Genomic DNA, 19,166 nt, shown 5'->3' on the forward strand with positions numbered 1-19,166 from the left:
ACGCAACGTTAAGATTGAGTTGGACCGGCCCCGCCTCGCTCGCCCGGCGCTACAGCCGTCAAGGCAGATTGAAGTTGAACTCGTAGGCCTTGTCGGGGCCGACCAGCGTGAATTTCAGGGCCGCGCCGTCCGGCTTCACGCCGGGCGGAACGCCGTCGAGCTCGAAGGCGAAGCGCTTGATGCCCGGTATGCCGCTGTCGCGCACGGTCGGGATCGGCAGCGCCCAGTCCGGCGTCGGCCCCTCGACATAGAGCTGGACACTGCGCGGATCGGCGACGGCCACGTCGACGATGACGTCCTTCTGGCCGTCGCGCTTGACGTCGCGGATCGTCAAGGGATTGGCATCGCCGACGGTGGCCGGCTTCGGCACAGTGTCGAGGGCCGCCGAGAGTGCCGTATCCTCGGTGCTGGCGACGCTGGTGAAGGCGAGCTCGGCCTTCGCTTCGACGGGAATGCAGATCTTCTCGCAGACCGCGTAGCTGATGTCGGCGCGCAGGGTCATCGGCTTGTCGGCGTTCTTGGCGACGATGCGCAGCGGCAGCACGACCTGATCATGATAGCCGAGCGAGTGTCCGCCGGCGCCGTCGTCGAACTTTGTCGGCGCGGGCCACAGAACCGTCACCGCTTCGACGTTCTCCGACTTGGAAAAGTCGAACCGCGGCGGCACGCCTGAATCGCCGGGCGTTCGCCAATAGGTCTTCCATCCCGGCTGCAGCGCAAGGGCGATGCCGCCCAGCATGACGGGACCGCTGCGCGAGCCCGCGAGCAGGCGCACCGCGGAGTGGCTGTCGCGCTGCCAGGGCGAGGAATCCTGCGCCTGCGCACCGAACGCAAGGCAGGATGATACGACGGTCGCGACGAGCAGTGTGGCAGAGTGGTGAGGAACCAAGGCGGACATGAGACGTCTTTAGAGTGCGGTTCGGGCGCAAACCATTGAAATGCTTGTGAGCAGATTTCCTCGCGAGGACCTGAACCTTGATTGACAGATGCGCATCCCAATATCAGGATATCAATGATCATGAGAGTCCTTGCGGATGAATCCTGAGGCAAAAAGGCTGGGCGACATTCGCCGCAAAGTGACAGGGATCGGGGATCACACCTCTCACGGTGGTTACCTCGACGGCCAGCTGCTGGTTGCAATGCCCGTGATGGGCGATTCCCGTTTCGAGCGCTCGGTGATCTATCTCTGCGCGCACTCGGCTGAGGGCGCCATGGGTATCATGGTGAACCGGCCGGCGGGCAGCATCGACTTCCCTCAGCTGTTGATGCAACTGAATATCATCGAGAAGAGCGATCAGATCAGCCTGCCCGACAGCGCCGAGACCATGAAGGTGCTGAGCGGCGGCCCGGTCGATACCGGACGCGGCTTCGTGCTGCATTCGAGCGACTACTTCATCGCCAACGCGACCTTGAAGATCAACGACGGCGTCTGCCTGACGACGACGATCGACATTCTCAAGGCGATCGCCAAGGGCGACGGTCCGAAGCACGCCATCCTCGCCCTCGGCTATGCCGGCTGGCGCGCGGGCCAGCTGGAGGAAGAGATCCAGGACAATGGCTGGCTGCACTGCGACGCCGATCCGGAGCTGATCTTCGGCGACAATGTCGACGCCAAATACGATCTCGCGCTGCGCAAGATCGGCATCGATCCGGGCATGCTGTCCAACGCCGCCGGGCACGCATAGGCCTTATCGTCCGGTTGGAGCCCCCGCGCTCGCTGGGATCAGAGAAGGCTTAATGGGGCGCTCTGCCTCTCCGTCGTCATTGCGAGCGCAGCGAAGCAATCCAGAATGTCCACCGCGGATGCAGTCTGGATTGCCTCTGCGCTTCGCTCCTCGCAATGACGACATGGAGAGGGATGAGGCCGCGCATCTCTGCTGAAGTCAGAACTACTCCGCCGCCTGCTGCGCCACCGTCGGCTCGGTGCCGGCCACGGTGGCGCGGCGCATGTCGCGCGGTTGCGACTGATCGTAGCGGCGCACGCGGTGCATGGTCTGCCTGTTGTCCCACATGATCAGATCGTGCAGCGTCCATTTGTGGACGTAGACGAACTCGGGCTGCGTCGCATGCTCGGTGAGGTCGCGCAACAGCAGCCGCCCTTCCGGCATGCTCATGCCGAGCACGGCGCCGGCATGCGACGACAGATACAGCGACTTGCGGCCATGCGCCGGATGGGTGCGGACCAGCCGCTGCCTGACCGGCTTGAACATCTCCTTCTCCTCATCGGTGTAGTCGAGGAAGCCGAGCGAGCCGCGCGAATACATCAGCGAATGTTCGCAGACGAGATCCTCGATCTCGTCCTTGGTGTCCTGGTCGAGCGCGTCATAGGCGGCGCGCATGTCGGCGAATTCGGTGTTGCCGCCCTTCGGGTTCACGATTCGCGCCGACAGGATCGAGTACTTCGCCGGGATCGGCCGGAACGAGCTGTCGGAGTGCCACAGGCAGTTGCCGAGATTGAACAGATGCGTGCGATGGTCTGATGGCAGCGGCTTGCCATCCTTGCCGAGATTGGAGACGTCGTTGAGGCCGGTGGTGAGGCGGTAATCCTCCTTCTTGGTGACGGTGCCGCCGCGCGCCTGCTCGCGGTCGCCGAAGCTGAGCGCGAAGGCGAGCTGCTGCTCGTCGGTGACGTCCTGATCGTGAAATACGAGAACGGCGTAGTGATCGATCGCGGCCTGCAACTGCGCGACCTCGTCCCGAGCGAGACTCTTGCGCAGATCGACACCGGACACTTCGCCGACGAAATGCGGATGCAACTGCCGGATGGCGATCGCCATGGTGTCCTCCTCACGTCCTCATGACGGCGGACTCCTGTCCGCTTCTTCTGAAGCAAGAGGCTACGCCGGCGATGTGCGAAGTCAACGCAAGGCGCGGAGCGCCGCGCGCACGGCTGTCATGCCGGCGCGTCAGACGTCATGCGTTGCGGGCCATCAGCCCGCCGTCCACCGGGATCACCGCTCCGGTGACGAACGAGGCGGCCGGCAGGCACAGGCTCAAGGTCATGTGCGCGACTTCTTCGGGATCGCCATAGCGGCCAAGCGCGGTGCGGCGCCGCGCGTAGACCGCCTTCTGCTCGTCAGGAATGCGCGCGGTCATCGCGGTCGTGATCGGGCCCGGGCAGATGCAGTTGACGGTGATGCCGTCGCGGCCGAGCTCGACGGCGAGCGAGCGCGTCAATCCAGTCACGCCTGCTTTCGCCGCGGAATAGGCGCTGTGCAGCGCCGTTGCGCCGAGCGCCTCGGTCGAGGCGATGTTGACGATGCGCGGGCTGGATGAGCGGCGCAGATGCGGAAGCGCGGCGCGGATGACGCGCTGCTGCGCCGTCAGCATGATCGCAAGCCCTCTCGCCCAGGCCTCGTCGTAAGCCTCGTCGTCGATCGCGACACGGACCGAGATGCCGGCATTGTTGACGAGGATGTCGAGCCCGCCGAAATGCGCCGCGGCCTCGCCGACGACGGCGCTGATGGCGTCGCGGTCGGCGAGGTCGAGCCGCCATGCACGCGCTGTTCCGCCGCAGGCCAGGATATCCGCCGCCACGGCGCCGGCCCCGTCCTCATCGATATCGGTGACTGCGACGCTGGCGCCTTCATCGGCGAACACGCGCGCGGCCGCGCGCCCCATCCCCGACGCCGCGCCGGTGATCAGGACGGTCAATCCCTTGACCGAGCGGCTGAGTTGCCTGTGCTGGTGCATATTTGCGGCTCACGGAAAAATGCGCATCGCATGCGCGCTGCCGGGATTAACACTGATCGGACGCATTCGGTAGGCACTCATCCGGCGTGGCCGAATTTGCGTTGCCTACGACAGGGATCAACAAACCGGAGTGATCATGGCGCTCTCCAAGATCTTCATGCGCTTGGCGTTGGTGGTGGGACTGATCGCAACCACGGCAGCGCATGCCGACGGCATCAATGCCGGCGGTCGCAGGGCCAGCGCGTTGCGGCCGTTCGACGCGCGGAGCGTTGCCGAGTTCGATACGCCCTGGGCCATCGCCTTCCTGCCCGATGGGCGGATGCTGGTCACGGAGAAGCCGGGCCGGATCTTTCTGGTCACGCAAGGTGGGAAGAAGATCCAGATCGGCAACGTGCCCGCGGTCGCTGCGCGCGGACAGAACGGTCTCTTGGACATTGCGGTGTCGCCGAGCTTCGCGACGACGTCGCAGATCTATCTCACCTACACCGAGCCGAGCGGCGAGGGCAGCCGGCTCGTACTGACCCGTGCCGTGTTGTCGGTTTCGAATGACAACGCCACGCTGACCGACCCCACCGTGATCTGGCGCCAGACGCCGGCCGGCGGCGGTGGGCAGCCCGGCGGCATCGTCGCGTTCGATCCCTCGGGAGCGCATCTGTTCCTGACCGTCGGCGACCGCATGCAGCCGAACAGCGCCCAGGATCCGCGGCAGGCGCGCGGCAAGGTGCTCAGGCTCAATCTCGACGGCGCGACGCCGTCGGACAATCCCATGGCCGAGGACAAGGGCGTGCCGGCGCAGACATGGACCACCGGCCACCGCAATCCCTACGGGCTCGCCTTCGCGCCCGATGGCAGGCTCTGGCTGCACGAGATGGGACCGCGCGGCGGCGACGAGCTGAACCTGATCGAGCCTGGCAAGAACTACGGCTGGCCGCTGGTGTCGAACGGCGACAATTACGACGGCACGCCGATCCCGCGTCATGCGACGCGGCCGGACCTCACGTCGCCGCCGCTCTATTGGGATCCTGTGATCGCGCCGGCCGGCCTGGTCTTCTATGATGGTCCGATGTTTCCGCAATGGAAGGGATCGGCGCTGATCGGGGGCCTGCGGGTTCAAGCGCTGGTCCGCGTTGCCTTCCGGGCCGATGGTCAGCCTGACGAGGCCGAGCGCTGGGACATGGGCGAGCGCATCCGCGATGTGGCCGTGGCGCCGGACGGCGCCGTCTGGGTGATCGAGGACGACTCGCCCGGCCGCCTGCTGCGGCTGACACCGATGAAGTAGCTGCGCAGCAGCATTGATGCGAAGGCGCCGATGCCGGTGTCGCCACAGCCGCGATGCCGTTGACAGGGCCTGCGCTGATCCCCACACCATCCGACAAATAACAATAGAAGGAGTGGGGAGATGAACGCGCTCGATTTCACGGGACGCTCGGTGCTGGTGATCGGCGGCTCGAGCGGCATCGGCAACGGCATTGCGCAGGCGTTTCGCGCGCAGGGCGCGCGCGTCGATATCAGCGGCACGCGACCGAGTGCTGCCGATTATGCCGCAGACGAGGGCTCCGATCTCGTGGGGTTGAACTACCATCAGCTCGATGTGAGCGATCCCGGCGCGATCGAGAGCTTCGCACCGCAACTCGATCGTCTCGACGTGCTCGTGCTGGCGCAAGGCGCGGTGCTCTACCGGCGCGGCGAGTTCGCCATGGACGGCTTCCGCAAGGTGGTCGAGGTCAACCTCATCAGCCTGATGGCCTGTGCGACGAAATTTCACGGCCGGCTGCGCGACGCCAAGGGCGCGCTCATCATCGTCTCGTCGACCGCGGCCTATCATTCCACCATGGGCAACCCGGCCTACAACGCCTCGAAGACCGGTGCGATGGGATTGACGCGAACCCTGGCGGAGGCGTGGGCGGAGGACGGCATCCGCGTCAACGGGATCGCGCCCGGTCTCGTCGACACCAAGATGACCAAGGTGACGACCGCCAATCCGAAGCGTCTCGAGAGCGCGCTGCAGCGCATCCCGCTGCGGCGGTTGGGCACGCCGCAGGACATGGCCGGTGCCGCGCTGTTCCTGGCTTCGCCGCTATCGTCCTACATCATCGGCCAGACCCTCGTCGTCGACGGCGGCCTGATTTTGTAGTGGTCCGGAACCTGCGCCGTGCTGGCCGGTTAGCAGGCCAGCAATCCCGCACAATGCAGAGAAGGAGAGCGGCAATGGATCAGGATCGGCTGACCGGTACGGCCAAGGATGTCGCAGGCAAGATCGAAGGCGGCGTCGGCGAGATGTTGGGCGACAAGAGCACGCAGGCGTCGGGCCGTGCACGCGAGGCTTCGGGCGTCGTGCAGAACATGTATGGCCAGGCCAAGGACGCGGCGCGCGAGGCCGGCGATGCGGCGATGGATTTCGCCAAGGATACGTTCGGCAACGGCTCCGAAACGCTGCGTGACGGCACGCAGGCCCTGACCAAGCGGGTTCAGGACAATCCGATAGGTGCACTCCTGGTCGCCGGCGGCATCGGCTTCCTGCTGGCGATGCTGATGCGCTCGCCGAGCCGGCCGCAGCCGCCGCAGCGCTGGCGCTACTGAGGCTGCAACAGCCCCGCTGACGGACGATCAGATGAAAATCGGCCCGCATTCGTTCTCGAATGCGGGCCGATTTGTCATGGGGCATCTTGTTCCGGAATGATCCGCGTCGACCGCCCTCAGCGCCGAAATGCGGTCACGATCAGCGGCCCTGGGTCTCCAGCGCTGCTGCCGAGCGGCCGACCAATCCTGGCGGCCGCGGCGGCGCGTTCGGATTGCGCGCGGCGGGCGGCCGCGCCGGCTGCTGAGGCGCGCCGAAGCCAAAGAAGTCGCGGACGCCCTGATTCGGCTGCTGCGTTTGGGCTGGCGGCTGCTGGGCGGGCGCCGCCGGCGTCGTCAGCCGCTTCTGCCTCGGCTGCGGCGGCACCGGTCCCTGCGCGGCCGGAGTTGCTTCCGCCGGCGAGGTCGCGGCCATCGGCGCCTCGGGCCGGGTGAACTCCTTCGGCGGCTCCTTGGCCTGCTCGCGCCCAACCTCGCGGCGGGGCCACGCGAAATCGTCGGCGCGGCCGGCGGGCGGGCTCAACGCCTCGCCCTTGACCAGGGTCCGGGCCGCCAGCGCATCGACCGCCGCAGGTCGGGAGCCGGGGCCGCCCAGCAACTGGTCGGTGCCGACGGATGACGCCACCAGCGGCAGGATCGGGCCGGCGACCGGCCGCGGCACCGGCTGGCCGGGCACGGCATTGGCGTCCGGCGTCGCCGGCTCGTTCGGCAATTCGAGCGGCGCTGAACGGGCCGCGAGCAGCCGGTTGATCTCACGCTCGGCATAGTGGGCGAGCTTGCGTGCGCCCGGCTTGGTGAAATACACGCCGTCATAGGAGCGCAGCTGCCGGATCTGGCCTTCGAAGTCCGGCCCCTTCTGCAGGAAGCGGCCGGACTCGTCGACAAAGCCATCCCAGACGTCGACATAGGTGATGCCGGCCTTGCCGGCCGCATCGCGATACAGCGAATCGAGGAACAGCGTGTCCGCCGTGCCCTTGGGACCGCGAACCGCAGGCAGGCCGACCCAGAGCACGGGCACGCCCTTGCTCTTGGCGATCGCGATCATCTCCTCGATCTTCTTCGTGTAGAGCTCGACCCAGCGCTCGTCCCGGAACTCATAGAGGCCGCCCGGCGAGCGGGCGGCCTTCTCCGGTGCCGCGACCGCGGGCGTGTCGTTGTCGGCCTCGTCCTGCGGCAGATCGGTATCGGCAGCCTTGTCGTCGGGCTTGGCCGCCGTGTCGGCCTTGCCATCCGGCTTGGCTTCGCCCGGCTTGGCCTCACCGGGCTTTGTCTCACCAGGCTTGGCCTTGGCATCCTTCTTGGTCTTGTCGCCCTTCTTGTCGTCGGGCTTCTCGGTCTTCTCCATCGCGGGCTCGCGCAGCGAGATGCGGTCGTTGAGGCCGAGCATGATGACGATGGCGTCGGCGCGCTCGGTCGCCAGGATGCCCTTGGCGGCGGCGGCCCAGTCGGCCGGCTCGCCCTTGGGCTGGTACTTGATGAGGCCCGAAGTGGTCCTGATCTTGCGGGTCACGCCCATGTCGGGCTGCTCGGAATAGGCCTCTTCCAGGCCATAGGCGAGCCAGTCGGCCATGGCGTCGCCGAGCACCAGCACATAGCGGTCCGGCGCGCCGTCACGCTTCTCCGGCGGCGGCGCCTTGGAATAGTCCTGGATCACCCTCTTCGGCTGTTGCTGCGGGAACGGAGTAAAGAAGTCGCCGCCGAACCAACCTCCGCCACCTCCACCGCCGCGCGGCGCCGGGCGGGGCGAGGCGAACGGGTTGAAGTTGAAGAACTGGGCCGAGGCGGGGCCGGCGATGCCGACGAGCATGGCGATGACGACCGCCAGCACGACCAGCGGGCCGGGCTCGTTCAACAGCTTGAGGATGGACTTCAGCTTTGACATGCGCACCCGTCGCGCGGCGAGATCGTGACAATCCATATAATAGGACGCGAATCAGGCCGCAAACGGGCATTCACCGGATGGTGTTGATGGCATCGGTAATCGCCCCACACGGTTACCGGCAGGGCAGATTGGGCTGTGATCAGCGCGCCCGCAGCCGTTCGAGCACGTCCGAGGTGGCAAATCCGTCCGCCGGCGCCCCGATCGAGGCCTGGAAGTTCCGCAGCGCCTCGCGCGTCTGGCCACCGAACTGGCCGTCCGGCGTTCCGCGGTAAAATCCGCGCTCGGCGAGCAATTGCTGCAGCTCGAGCCGCTCGCCGCGCGACAGTGTCCGCTCCTCGCGCGGCCAGGCCTGAACGAACGGCGGTCCGCCCCGCAGACGGTCGGCGAAGTGGCCGATCGCCAGCGCATAGGCTTCCGCCGGGTTGTATTTCATGATGACGCGGAAGTTCTGCAGCATCAGGAAGCCGGGGCCCTGGGCGCCGGCCGGCGCCAGCAGATAGGCCTTTTCGGCGCTGGCCGGGAACGGCTGACCGTTGGCTCGCCGCAGGCCGAGCTGTTCCCACTGGCCGAAGCTCATGCTCTTGGCGCGGTCAGCGAGCATGTAGTTGAAGCCCTGGGGCACCACGACCTCGTAGCCCCAGCTCTGGCCGCTCTGCCAGCCGTCCTTCTTCAGATTGTTGGCGGTCGAGGCGATCAGGTCGGCCGGATTGTCGACGACGTCGCGGCGGCCATCGCCGTCGGCATCGACGGCGAAGCGCTTGAACGCGGTCGGCATGAACTGGGTCGGGCCGAAGGCGCCTGCCCACGAGCCGCGCATCTGCTCGGGGCGCAAATCGCCGCGATTGAGGATCTCCAGGGCGGAGAGGAACTCGTCCTTGAAATAGGCCTGGCGGCGGCCGATGCAGGCGAGCGTCGCGGTCGACTGAAGCACGCTGCGGTCGCCGATCTGGGTCGAGTAGTTGGACTCGATGCCCCAGATCGAAGCGATAATGTAACGGTCGACGCCATAGGCGCGCTCGGCCGCATCGAACTGCGGCTTGTACGTCGCCAGCACCTCGCGGCCTTTCGCCAGCCGGTTGTCGTTCACCAGGATGTCGAGATAGTCCCAGATCGACTTGGTGAATTCGGGCTGCGCGTCGAGCAGGTCCATGATGCGCAGGTCCGGCGACAGGCCGGCGGTGAAGCGCTGGAAATTGTCCTGCGTGATGTTGCGCCGTGCGGCATCTGGCCACATGCCGGCGACGCAATTGTCGAAATTGCCGGCGGCTTCGCGGATCGCGGCCGCCGTCATCAGCGGATGGCCGGAGGCGCCGTCCTCGCCGCTCCACGGCTGCGGCCCGCCGGCGGCGGGGGGCTGGTTGGGGGCGGGGTTGCCCTTGGTCGGGGTGCCCGTGAACAGGCCGTCGAGAAAGTTCAGCGGCCCGCCGCCGGATTGCGCGACAGCGGAACCAGACACCACCGTCAACGCCGTGACCAGAACCGCCGCGCCAGCACCGGCCTTCAGAGCTGTCAGCATCACGTTCCGTCGCATCATGTCTCGATCCAGACCGCATGGAAGATCGGGCTCCACGAGGCCCGGTCCTGCTTAACGGGAGATTAACAAGGTTAACGATTTCCGCAGCGAAATTTAGCCGTTCGGTTCGTGTCGAGCGGAACACTGGACCCAACATCCGCCTTTGTTCTCGGCTGCAAACGAGCTACCTAAAATGCGATCGATTTCGCATTCATATCGCCACAAGGTCTAGTCATCCCCATGAAGATCCGCAAAGCCGTTTTTCCGGTCGCCGGTCTCGGCACCCGCGTCCTTCCCGCCACCAAGGCGATGCCGAAGGAAATGCTGACGATCGTCGACAGGCCGCTCATCCAATACGTCTTCGACGAAGCCAAGGAGGCGGGCATCGAGCATTTCGTATTCGTGACCGGGCGCAACAAGACCGCGATCGAGGATCATTTCGACCGCATGTACGAGCTCGACGCGACGCTCGCGGCGCGCGGCAAGAAGACCGAGATCGAGATCCTGGCGCGCGACCAGCCGGAGGCCGGCGCGGTCAGCTTCACCCGTCAGCAGGCGCCGCTCGGCCTCGGCCATGCCGTGTGGTGCGCGCGCGACATCGTCGGTGACGAGCCGTTCGCGGTGGTGCTGCCGGACGAGCTGGTGCTGAACTCGCCGGGGTGCCTGGCGCAGATGATCGCGGCGGCGAGCAAGCTTCCGGAGAAGAGCAACGTGCTGGCGGTGCAGGAAGTGCCCGCCGACCAGACCCATCAATACGGCATCTGCGGCGTCGGCAAGCGCGACGGCAAGATCTTCGAGGTCGACGGCATGGTCGAGAAGCCGGCCAAGGGCACCGCGCCGTCGAACTTCTCGATCACCGGGCGCTACATCTTGCAGCCTGAGATCTTCCAGATCCTGGCGACGCAGGAGCGCGGCGCCGGCGGCGAGATCCAACTCACCGACGCGATGATCGGATTGTCGAAGACACAGAAATTCTATGGCGTGGATTTCGACGGCGAGCGGCACGATTGCGGCTCGAAGTCCGGCTTCCTGCGCGCCAACATCGCCTTCGGCATGGCGCGGGCCGACCTGCGCGATGGCCTGCGCGAGGACATGAAGCGCTATCTCGAAGGCAAGGGCTGAGGCCAAGCCGGCGAGAAATGCCGCGCCTTCGAGGCGGTTGGCGGCATCACGCCGCCAGCGAGGCCGCGGGTGACGGGTGACGCACCGCTGCGCTGGCGCAGCGGTTACGGCCGGCGGCCTTGGCCATGTAGAGGGCGCGGTCGGCGGCGTTCAGCAGGCCGGTCCAATCGGTGTCGCGCGACGGCGTGACGCTGGCGGCGCCGATGCTGATCGAGGTGGTGCACGCTTCTCCCGCCCACAGCTTGACCTTGCTGCGGATCGTCTCCGCGACGCGCAGCGCATCCGCTTCCGAGGTCCCCGGCAGCAGCACCGCGAACTCCTCGCCGCCATAGCGCGCGGCGCAGTCGCCGGCGCGCCGCACCGAATCGGAGATGCACACGGCAATGCCGACCAGCACCTGATCGCCGGCTTGGTGCCCATGGGTGTCGTTGTAGCTCTTGAAGTGATCGGCATCGATCATCAGCAGCCCCAGCGGCGCGCCGGTGCGCTGCGCCCGCCACCATTCGAGTTCGATCGTCTCGTCGAACTTGCGCCGATTCTTCAGGCCCGTCAGCGGATCCGTGGTCGCGAGCTGCTCCAGCCTGGATTCGATCTTCGCCCGGAGCTGGATCTCGCGCGCGGCGACCTGCGTCGCGGCCAGGACGAACACGATCAGCGCCAGCATCATCGCCCCGATCTCTGCAGCCTCATTGCGCCAGTATGCGTAGACGCTGTCCCACGACTTGCTGGCGATCACGACCAGCGGCTCATTGCCGTTGCGCCAGACCAGGAGCCGCGGCAGATCGTCCAGCGCGCCATAGCTGCTCGACCAGCCGGACGGCTCGGTGAGCGCGCGGGTCACGGCCGGCGCCCGCGCCAGATTGCGGCCGATCGCGGCCGAATCGAACGGCGCGCCGACGACGACGGTGCCGTCGCGCCGGAGCACGGTGATGTTGTCGCCTGACCCGAGCGTGAGCCGTGCGAACAGGTCGCGGAAATAGCCGAGGCGGATCGAGCCGGCGACGACGCCGGCGAAGCGTCCGTCCGGCGTCGAGATGCGGCGGCTGAGAACGATGGAATATTGGCCATGATGCTGGGCGGGCCGCCCGACATAGAGTCCGGTGTCGGGCCGGTCGCGATGCACCTGGAAGAAATCGGCGTCGCTGCGGTCCTCCGGCAGCGGGTCGAGCGTCGACGACTCGAGCGACAGCCGTCCGCGGGCATCGAACACCTGGATGGTGCCGAAATTCTTCGCGGTGGACGAACGGTCGAACAGGATCAGTTGGCGGACCGGCTTGCTGACCTCGTTGATTTCGGGCAGCAACATGTTGCTGGCCACCGCCCGCAGCGAGAGATCGTAGAGCTCGACGTTGCGGCTGATGTCGGCGCCGATGCTGGCGGCCATGTTCTCCAGCGCCTGCCGGGCGCGGACCTCCTCGCTCCGGCGCAGGTCGATCATGACGCTGGCGCAGATGGCGGAGAAACCGATGATGGTCGAGATGGAGCAGGTGATCAGCGTGCGCGCCGAGACCCGCCAAGGCTGCGTCGCCCGGCCCGTTCGGCGTTCCCAGCGCATCGGATCGTCCCGTCCCCGTGGAGTCCCATCCGTAGACTGACGGATAAAGCCGAAGTAACGCATGTTAGGTTAACGAGTCGTTGCGTTCGCGGTGCCTGTCGTCAAGGCGGCCGCACACGCGCTGGTACGATGGAGTCGAGACTTGCCGGACTATGATGCGCTTCGAGATTACCTCAAGCGGCAGACCCGCCCCGAGCTGGTGCTCAGCCTCGACGAGATCGAGGAGTTGATCGGCGACAGCCTGCCGCGCGCCGCGCAGCGCGCCTCGTGGTGGGACAGCCTGCGGAGCCCGCAGGAGAAAATGCCGCAGCGCGAGGCCTGCCTGGCGGCAGGCTATGTCGCGACCCGGCTGCCGGATGGCAAGGGTGTCCGCTTCCGCAAGCTGAAGCCGGAGCGCTGAGCTGCATCCGTGCCCGCGGCAATTGGCCTGCATCCTGCTTTCCGGGCGGTGGCGCGCTTCGAGTTCAACCTCGACGAGGCGATCGAGATTTTGGAGAACGCCGGCTGGAAGGAGGGCGCGAGCGGCATTCGCGAGAAGGGCGGCAAGCCGCTCAAGCTCGTAGTCCAGATCTCCACCAACGTCCCGCGGCCGAAGAACCATGTCATCGTCACGCAGGCCTGCCAGAAGGCGGCCATCGAGCTCGAGCCGAAGTCGGTGGTGGCTCGGCGTTCTTCTCCAGCGACGTCGCCAATTCCGACACCTACACGCACGTCTACTGCGACATGGAGATGCTGATGATCACGATGGCGTCGCCGGGTACGCGCGTCAGCGGCATCCGCAAAGGTTTGTAGGGCCGTTCCTCGGAATGGGACAACGACATCTGGCAGTTGCCGAACTGGTGTCGCGAGAGCTGAGCGCACATCGAGGGCGTTCATGCCGAAGCAGAACATTCCGGTGTGTGGCGACCGTCGCTAGCGACGTAGTTCCATTTTCCGGGATGTGACTCGCAGTCAATCTTTCCGCATCTGCGAAGTGCGACAATCGATCCGTTCTTTATTGCGGAATTGGCCCGGATTCTGCTTTGACAGTCGCTTCGAAGGCTGATCCAATTTTATGCAGTTCCCGATCGATGCAAGACGGGGACGCGTTTTTTGGCATTCAGCACCACCTTTGGAGTCGATTGATGAACGAGCGTGATCTCCGTAGCCAGATCGCTGATGTCAAAGCAGGACGCCTGTCACGGCGCGAATTTGTGCAGCGGATGATTGCCGTGGGGCTAACCGCGCCGACGGCCGGCGCGATGCTCGCCCATTCCGGCGTCGCCGTGGCCGCCCAAGCCATCGCCTACAAGCCGACCAAGGCCGGTGGCGGCGGTCCGCTCAAGCTGCTGCTCTGGCAGGCGCCGACGCTGCTCAATCCGCATTTCGCCATCGGCACCAAGGACCAGGAGGCCAGCCGCCTGTTCTACGAACCGCTGGCTGGATGGGACAAGGACGGCAATCTGGTGCCGATTCTCGCCGCGGAGATTCCGAGCAAGGAGAATGGCGGTCTTGCGGCCGACGGTTTGTCGGTGACCTGGAAGCTGAAAAAGGGCGTCAAATGGCACGACGGCAAGCCGTTCACCGCCGACGACGTCATCTTCAATTGGGAATACGCCAACAACCCCGAGACCTCGGCGGTCTCGATCGGCAGCTACAAGAACGTCAAGTCGATCGAGAAGATCGACGATCTGACCGTGAAGCTGATCTTTCCGCAGCCGACGCCGTTCTGGGCCGATGCCTTCGTCGCCTCGTTCGGCTGCATCATCCCCAAGCATCACTTTGCGGATTATATCGGCGCGAAGTCGCGCGAGGCGCCGGCGAACCTGAAGCCGGTCGGTACCGGTCCCTACATGTTCGTGGACTTCAAGCCGGGCGACACCGTCGCCGGCAAGCGCTTCCCGGACTATCACGTGCCGACGCAGCCCTATTTCGACACGGTCGAGATCAAGGGCGGCGGCGATGCCGTCTCCGCTGCGCGCGCGGTGCTGCAGACCGGTGAATACGACTACGCCTACAATCTGCAGGTCGAGGACGAGATCCTGACCAAGCTCGAGGCGGGCGGCCAGGGCAAGACCGAGCTGACGCTGACCGGCAACATCGAATATATCGGCCTCAACGTCACCGATCCCAATGTCGAGGTCGACGGCGAGCGCGCCAGCCTGAAGACCAAGCACCCGCTGTTCTCCGATCCCGAGGTGCGCAAGGCGATCAATCTGCTGATCGACCGTGCGTCGGTGCAGAAGTTCATCTATGGACGCGCCGGCGTCGCGACGCCGAACTTCCTCAACAATCCCGAACGCTTCCGTTCGAAGAACAACAGCTTCGAGTTCTCGATCGAAAAGGCCAGCCAGATCCTCGATGCGGCCGGCTGGAAGAAGGGCGCCTCCGGCATCCGCGAGAAGGACGGCAAGCCGCTCAAATTCGTGTTCCAGACCTCGATCAACGGCCCGCGCCAGAAGAACCAGGCGATCATCAAGCAGGCGTTCCAGAAGGCCGGCATCGAGGTCGAGCTGAAGTCGGTGGTCGCGTCGGTGTTCTTCTCCTCGGACGTCGCGAACCCCGACACCTACTCGCATTTCTACTGCGACATGCAGATGTATCAGACCACGATGCCGCAGGCGGATCCGCAGTTCTTCATGAACCAGTTCGTGTCCACCGAGGCCGCGACCAAGGAGAACAAGTGGCAGGGCCGCAACATCTGCCGCTGGCAGAACAAGGAGTATGACGAGACCTACAAGCTGGCCCAGAGCGAGCTCGATCCGGTCAAGCGCGCCGCACTGTTCATCAAGCTCAACGATCTCGTCGTGCGCGACAACTACGTCCTGCCGGAGATCAACCGGCTCAATGCGATCGGCGTGAAAAACGGCATGGTGCTGTACAAGAGCGGCTGGGACAACGATCTGGCGTTCATCGCCACCTGGTATCGGGCGAGCTGACGCGCGGCCAGCATGACCAGCCAGACATCGTAGGGGTGGAGCGATGGGAAACTATCTTCTCAGGCGCCTCATCGTCGCTGTGCCGAGCCTGCTCGGCATCAGTCTCATTCTGTTCGTGCTGCTCGCGCTGGCACCGGGCGATCCATTCGGCGAGCTCGCGAGCAACCCGAACGTGCCGCCCGAGGTGCGCGAGGCGCTGCGCATCAAGTTCGGGATGAACGATCCCGTGCTGTTGCGCTATGTCCACTGGCTGGTCGCCATGTTCCAGGGCGACTGGGGCTTCTCCTTCGCCAGTCGCGTCAACGTCGACACGCTGATCCTGCAGCGGATACCGACCACGCTCTACGTGGTCGGTACCGCGCAGATCCTGGCGCTGGCGGTGGCGCTGCCGGTGGGCGTGCTCGCGGCGCGGCGGCCCTATTCGATCTTCGACCAGATCGCCAACACCTTCGCCTTCATCGGCTTCTCGCTGCCCACCTTCTTCACCGGCCTGCTGCTGATCCTGATCTTCAGCGTCAATCTCGGCTGGCTGCCGTTCGTCTATCGCGCCGACCTCAGCGCCACCGGCTGGCAATGGTGGTGGGAGAGCATCAAGCAGGCGATCATGCCGGTCACGGTGCTCGGCCTCTATCAGGCGGCGTCCTACACCCGCTATGTCCGCTCCGCCGTGCTCGACGTCATCAAGCTCGACTACGTCACGACCGCGCGTTCCAAGGGTCTCGACGAGAGCAAGGTGATCGTCAAGCACGTGGTGCGCAATGCGCTGATCCCGGTGGTGACGCTGGTGGCGCTGCAGATGCCGACCGTGTTCGGCGGCGCCATCGTGACCGAGCAGATCTTCCGCATTCCCGGCATTGGCTCGCTCCTGATCAGCGCGATCCTCGCCAACGACACGCCCGTCATCATGGCGGTGACCTTCGTGTTCGCCTGCCTCGTCGTCCTCTTCAACCTCATCGCAGACATTCTGTATGGCTGGCTTGACCCACGCATCTCCTTCCGTTGAGACGGCGCCGGTCGCCGCATCGCCCAAACGGCGTTTCTCGCCGGGCCGCGACGCGCTCCGCCGCTTCCTCCGTCACCGCCTCGCGGCCGCCAGCATCGTCGTGCTGCTGCTGCTCGCGCTCTCGATCCTGCTCGGCCCGTGGCTGTGGCGGATTCCGATCAACGAGATCGACTTCACGGCACGCCTCGCGCCGCCGTCCTGGGAGCATCCGTTCGGCACGGACGATCTCGGCCAGGATCTGCTGGCGCGCATGATCTATGGCGGCCGCATCTCGCTCGCGGTCGGCTTTGCCGCGATGGGCGTGGCGCTGTTCGTCGGCATTCTCGTCGGTGCGATCGCCGGCTCGGCCAAGGGACCGGTGGATGCCGCGCTGATGTGGCTGACCGATCTGTTCCTGTCGCTGCCGCAACTGCCGCTGCTGCTCCTGATCATCTATTTGTTCCGCGATTTCCTGAAGGGCTGGCTCGGCCCGGAAGGCGGCGTCTTCGTGCTCATCGTGCTCGTGATCGGCGGCTTTCGCTGGATGCATGTGGCGCGTCTGGTCCGCGCGCAATTCCTGTCGCTGCGCGAGAAGGAATTCGTCGAGGCCGCGCGCGCGCTCGGCGCCTCCAACGCCCGTCTCGTCGTCCGCCACATCCTGCCGAACGCGCTGGGGCCGGTGATCGTCGCCGGCACCATCGACGTCGCGGCCGCGATCATCGCGGAATCGACGCTGTCGTTCCTCGGTCTCGGCTTCCCGCCGGACATTCCGACCTGGGGCCGGCTGCTGTTCGACGCCAAGGACTATCTCGACATCGCGCCGCATTGGGCGCTGTTCGCCGGCGGCGCGATCTTCCTTACCGTGATCGCGATCAACTTCATCGGCGACGGCCTGCGTGATGCGCTCGATCCGCGGAAGGTGATGTGATGGATGCCCGCGTAGCTCCGCTCCTCGAGATCAAGGGGCTGAAGACCTATTTCAACAGCGACGAGGGCGAGGTCCAGGCCGTCGACGGCGTCGACATCTCGATCGGCAGCGGCGAGACCCTGTGCGTGGTCGGCGAGTCCGGCTCCGGCAAGACCGTGACGGCCATGTCGGTGCTGAAGCTGATCGCGATGCCGCCCGGTCGCATTGCCGGCGGCCAGATCCTGTGGCGGGGCCGTGACCTGGTGCCGCTCGGCTCGTCCGAGATGAACAAGATCCGCGCCAGCGAGATCGCGATCGTGTTCCAGGAGCCGATGACCTCGCTCAACCCGGTCTACACCGTCGGCGACCAGATCGCCGAGGTGATCCGGCTGCATCAGGGCCTGTCGAAGAAGGCGGCGATGGATCGGGCGGCCGAGATGCTGGCGCTGGTGCAGATCCCCAATCCGAAAGCCCGCGTGAACGACTATCCGCATCATTTCTCTGGCGGCATGCGCCAGCGCGTGATGATTGCGATGGCGCTGTCGTGCAATCCCAAGCTCCTGATCGCCGACGAGCCGACGACCGCCCTCGACGTCACGATCCAGGCGCAGATCCTCGATCTGCTGCTCGATATGAAGGAGCGGCTCGGCATGTCGATCATGCTGATCACCCACGCGATGGGCGTGGTGGCCGAGGTCGCGCAGCGGGTCGTGGTGATGTATGCCGGCCGGGTGGCCGAGGAGGCGCCGGTCGATCGCCTGTTCGCCAATCCGCGCCATCCCTATACCCAGGGCCTGATCCGCTCGATCCCGCGTATCGATCTTGCGGCGGTCAGGAAGAGCCGGCTGGAGAGCATCCCCGGCAGCGTGCCGAAGCTGGTCAATCCGCCGGAGGGCTGCCGCTTCGCTTCCCGCTGCCGCTTCGCCATTCCCGATTGCAAGCGCGCGCAGCCGGAGCTGCGCGAGATCGAGCCCGGCCACAAGGTGGCGTGCATCCGCGCCGAAGAGACATTGCTGTGATGACCGAAGCTGCGATTGCCACGCCCGCCGCCCCCGCGCCGCTGCTCAGCGTGCGCAACCTGACCAAGGCGTTTCCGATCCGCGGTGGACTATTGAAGCGCCAGATCGGCAGCGTGCGCGCGGTCGACGGCGTCAACTTCCACATCGAGCCGAGCGAGACCTTCGGCCTCGTCGGCGAGTCCGGCTGCGGCAAGTCGACCACCGGGCGCTGCGTCCTCAGGCTGATCGAGCCGAGCTCGGGCGAGCTGAGCTTCGAGGGCAAGGACGTCATCGCGCTGTCCGGCGACAGGCTGCGCGCGTTGCGCCGCGACATCCAGATCATCTTCCAGGACCCCTACGCCTCGCTCAATCCGCGCATGACGATCGGCGCCATCATCGGCGAGGCGCTGACGATCCATGGGCTGGCGACCTCACGCCAGCAATATGAGGCGCGCATCGTTCATCTCCTGGAGACCGTCGGCCTGCAGGCCGACCACATGACGCGCTATCCGCATGAGTTCTCCGGCGGCCAGCGCCAGCGCATCGGCATTGCGCGGGCCATCGCGGTCGAGCCCAAGCTGATCATCTGCGACGAGCCGGTATCGGCGCTCGACGTGTCGATCCAGGCCCAGGTCATCAACCTGCTCGAGGATCTGCAGCAGAAGTTCGGCATCGCCTATCTGTTCGTCGCCCACGACCTCTCGGTCGTCGAGCACATCAGTCGCCGCGTCGCGGTGATGTATCTTGGCCGCATTGTCGAGACCGCGCCGTCACGCCAGCTCTATTCGACGCCGAAGCATCCCTACACCGAGGCGCTGCTGTCGGCGGTGCCGATCCCGGATCCGAGCGTCAAGCGCAAGCGCGTGCGGCTCAAGGGCGAGGTGCCGAGCCCGATCAATCCACCATCGGGCTGTCACTTTCACACCCGCTGCCCGATCGCCAAGGACGTCTGCAGCAAGGAAGTGCCGCCATTGAAGGCAAGCGCCGAGGGGCATCTCGTCGCCTGCCATTTCCGTTGA

18 protein-coding genes are annotated in these 19,166 nt (G+C 65.8%); 12 read left to right on the plus strand and 6 right to left on the minus strand.

All coding sequences use genetic code 11. The features are described from left to right. Positions 1-58 precede the first annotated feature (58 nt). Positions 59-898: a protein-disulfide reductase DsbD domain-containing protein gene (locus tag QX132_RS27735; RefSeq protein WP_316163357.1), complete on the minus strand. Its 840-nt coding sequence runs from the start codon at positions 896-898 to the stop codon at positions 59-61. 136 nt (positions 899-1,034) lie between these two features. Here QX132_RS27735 and QX132_RS27740 point away from each other — a divergent pair, with 136 nt between their 5' ends. Continuing rightward, positions 1,035-1,685 (plus strand): YqgE/AlgH family protein, encoded by a 651-nt coding sequence (locus QX132_RS27740; RefSeq protein ID WP_315713870.1) that lies wholly within the window; start codon positions 1,035-1,037, stop codon positions 1,683-1,685. 204 nt (positions 1,686-1,889) lie between these two features. Here the strand turns inward: QX132_RS27740 and QX132_RS27745 are convergent, their stop codons facing one another. Both QX132_RS27745 and QX132_RS27750 read right to left on the minus strand, forming a co-directional pair. Then, the gene (locus QX132_RS27745) at positions 1,890-2,777 is read right to left on the minus strand and encodes a TauD/TfdA family dioxygenase (protein ID WP_315797043.1); all 888 of its coding nucleotides are present in this window, start codon (positions 2,775-2,777) and stop codon (positions 1,890-1,892) included. A 136-nt stretch (positions 2,778-2,913) separates the two neighbouring features. Continuing rightward, positions 2,914-3,693 (minus strand): SDR family NAD(P)-dependent oxidoreductase, encoded by a 780-nt coding sequence (locus QX132_RS27750; RefSeq protein ID WP_316163358.1) that lies wholly within the window; start codon positions 3,691-3,693, stop codon positions 2,914-2,916. 136 nt (positions 3,694-3,829) lie between these two features. Here QX132_RS27750 and QX132_RS27755 point away from each other — a divergent pair, with 136 nt between their 5' ends. From QX132_RS27755 to QX132_RS27765, 3 genes are all read left to right on the plus strand, one after another. Next, entirely contained in the window at positions 3,830-4,972 is a 1,143-nt protein-coding gene (locus tag QX132_RS27755) for a PQQ-dependent sugar dehydrogenase (protein WP_316163359.1), read from the plus strand. A gap of 120 nt (positions 4,973-5,092) precedes the next feature. Next, complete coding sequence (locus tag QX132_RS27760; RefSeq protein ID WP_315734491.1) at positions 5,093-5,827, plus strand: SDR family oxidoreductase; 735 nt, start codon at positions 5,093-5,095, stop codon at positions 5,825-5,827. Positions 5,828-5,901: 74 nt separating this feature from the next. Then, a complete protein-coding gene (locus tag QX132_RS27765; RefSeq protein WP_315783615.1) occupies positions 5,902-6,273 on the plus strand; it encodes a CsbD family protein in 372 nt (123 codons plus the stop codon). A gap of 139 nt (positions 6,274-6,412) precedes the next feature. Here QX132_RS27765 and QX132_RS27770 read toward each other — a convergent pair whose 3' ends face one another. Together QX132_RS27770 and QX132_RS27775 are read right to left on the minus strand one after the other, a co-directional pair. Further along, positions 6,413-8,152 (minus strand): DUF459 domain-containing protein, encoded by a 1,740-nt coding sequence (locus QX132_RS27770; RefSeq protein WP_316163360.1) that lies wholly within the window; start codon positions 8,150-8,152, stop codon positions 6,413-6,415. A gap of 139 nt (positions 8,153-8,291) precedes the next feature. After that, positions 8,292-9,686 (minus strand): lytic murein transglycosylase, encoded by a 1,395-nt coding sequence (locus tag QX132_RS27775; protein WP_316163361.1) that lies wholly within the window; start codon positions 9,684-9,686, stop codon positions 8,292-8,294. A 219-nt stretch (positions 9,687-9,905) separates the two neighbouring features. On the opposite strand from QX132_RS27775, the gene QX132_RS27780 reads away from it, so the two are divergent. Beyond that, positions 9,906-10,787: a UTP--glucose-1-phosphate uridylyltransferase gene (locus tag QX132_RS27780; protein WP_315734482.1), complete on the plus strand. Its 882-nt coding sequence runs from the start codon at positions 9,906-9,908 to the stop codon at positions 10,785-10,787. 46 nt (positions 10,788-10,833) lie between these two features. On the opposite strand, the gene QX132_RS27785 is transcribed toward QX132_RS27780, so the two are convergent. Further along, complete coding sequence (locus tag QX132_RS27785) at positions 10,834-12,342, minus strand: diguanylate cyclase (protein ID WP_315783610.1); 1,509 nt, start codon at positions 12,340-12,342, stop codon at positions 10,834-10,836. 142 nt (positions 12,343-12,484) lie between these two features. Between QX132_RS27785 and QX132_RS27790 the strand changes: the two genes are divergently transcribed. From QX132_RS27790 to QX132_RS27820, 7 genes are all read left to right on the plus strand, one after another. After that, on the plus strand, positions 12,485-12,742 hold the full coding sequence (locus QX132_RS27790; RefSeq protein ID WP_315734477.1) for a hypothetical protein: 258 nt from the start codon (positions 12,485-12,487) through the stop codon (positions 12,740-12,742). 9 nt (positions 12,743-12,751) lie between these two features. Continuing rightward, positions 12,752-13,078, plus strand: a complete 327-nt coding sequence (locus QX132_RS27795; RefSeq protein WP_410052901.1) for a hypothetical protein — start codon at positions 12,752-12,754, stop codon at positions 13,076-13,078. A 388-nt stretch (positions 13,079-13,466) separates the two neighbouring features. Next, positions 13,467-15,260: a peptide ABC transporter substrate-binding protein gene (locus tag QX132_RS27800; protein ID WP_316163362.1), complete on the plus strand. Its 1,794-nt coding sequence runs from the start codon at positions 13,467-13,469 to the stop codon at positions 15,258-15,260. Positions 15,261-15,303: 43 nt separating this feature from the next. Further along, positions 15,304-16,263, plus strand: coding sequence for an ABC transporter permease (locus QX132_RS27805; protein ID WP_315783606.1), 960 nt, complete (start codon positions 15,304-15,306; stop codon positions 16,261-16,263). Then, positions 16,229-17,170 (plus strand): ABC transporter permease, encoded by a 942-nt coding sequence (locus QX132_RS27810; RefSeq protein WP_315734470.1) that lies wholly within the window; start codon positions 16,229-16,231, stop codon positions 17,168-17,170. The genes QX132_RS27805 and QX132_RS27810 overlap by 35 nt, the downstream gene beginning before the upstream one ends. Then, positions 17,170-18,168, plus strand: coding sequence for an ABC transporter ATP-binding protein (locus QX132_RS27815; RefSeq protein WP_315753321.1), 999 nt, complete (start codon positions 17,170-17,172; stop codon positions 18,166-18,168). Before QX132_RS27810 ends, QX132_RS27815 begins: the two co-directional genes overlap by 1 nt. Next, on the plus strand, positions 18,168-19,166 hold the full coding sequence (locus tag QX132_RS27820) for a dipeptide ABC transporter ATP-binding protein (protein WP_315753319.1): 999 nt from the start codon (positions 18,168-18,170) through the stop codon (positions 19,164-19,166). The genes QX132_RS27815 and QX132_RS27820 overlap by 1 nt, the downstream gene beginning before the upstream one ends.

Source organism: Bradyrhizobium sp. SZCCHNRI20481 (assembly GCF_032485055.1).
Taxonomy (GTDB): domain Bacteria; phylum Pseudomonadota; class Alphaproteobacteria; order Rhizobiales; family Xanthobacteraceae; genus Bradyrhizobium.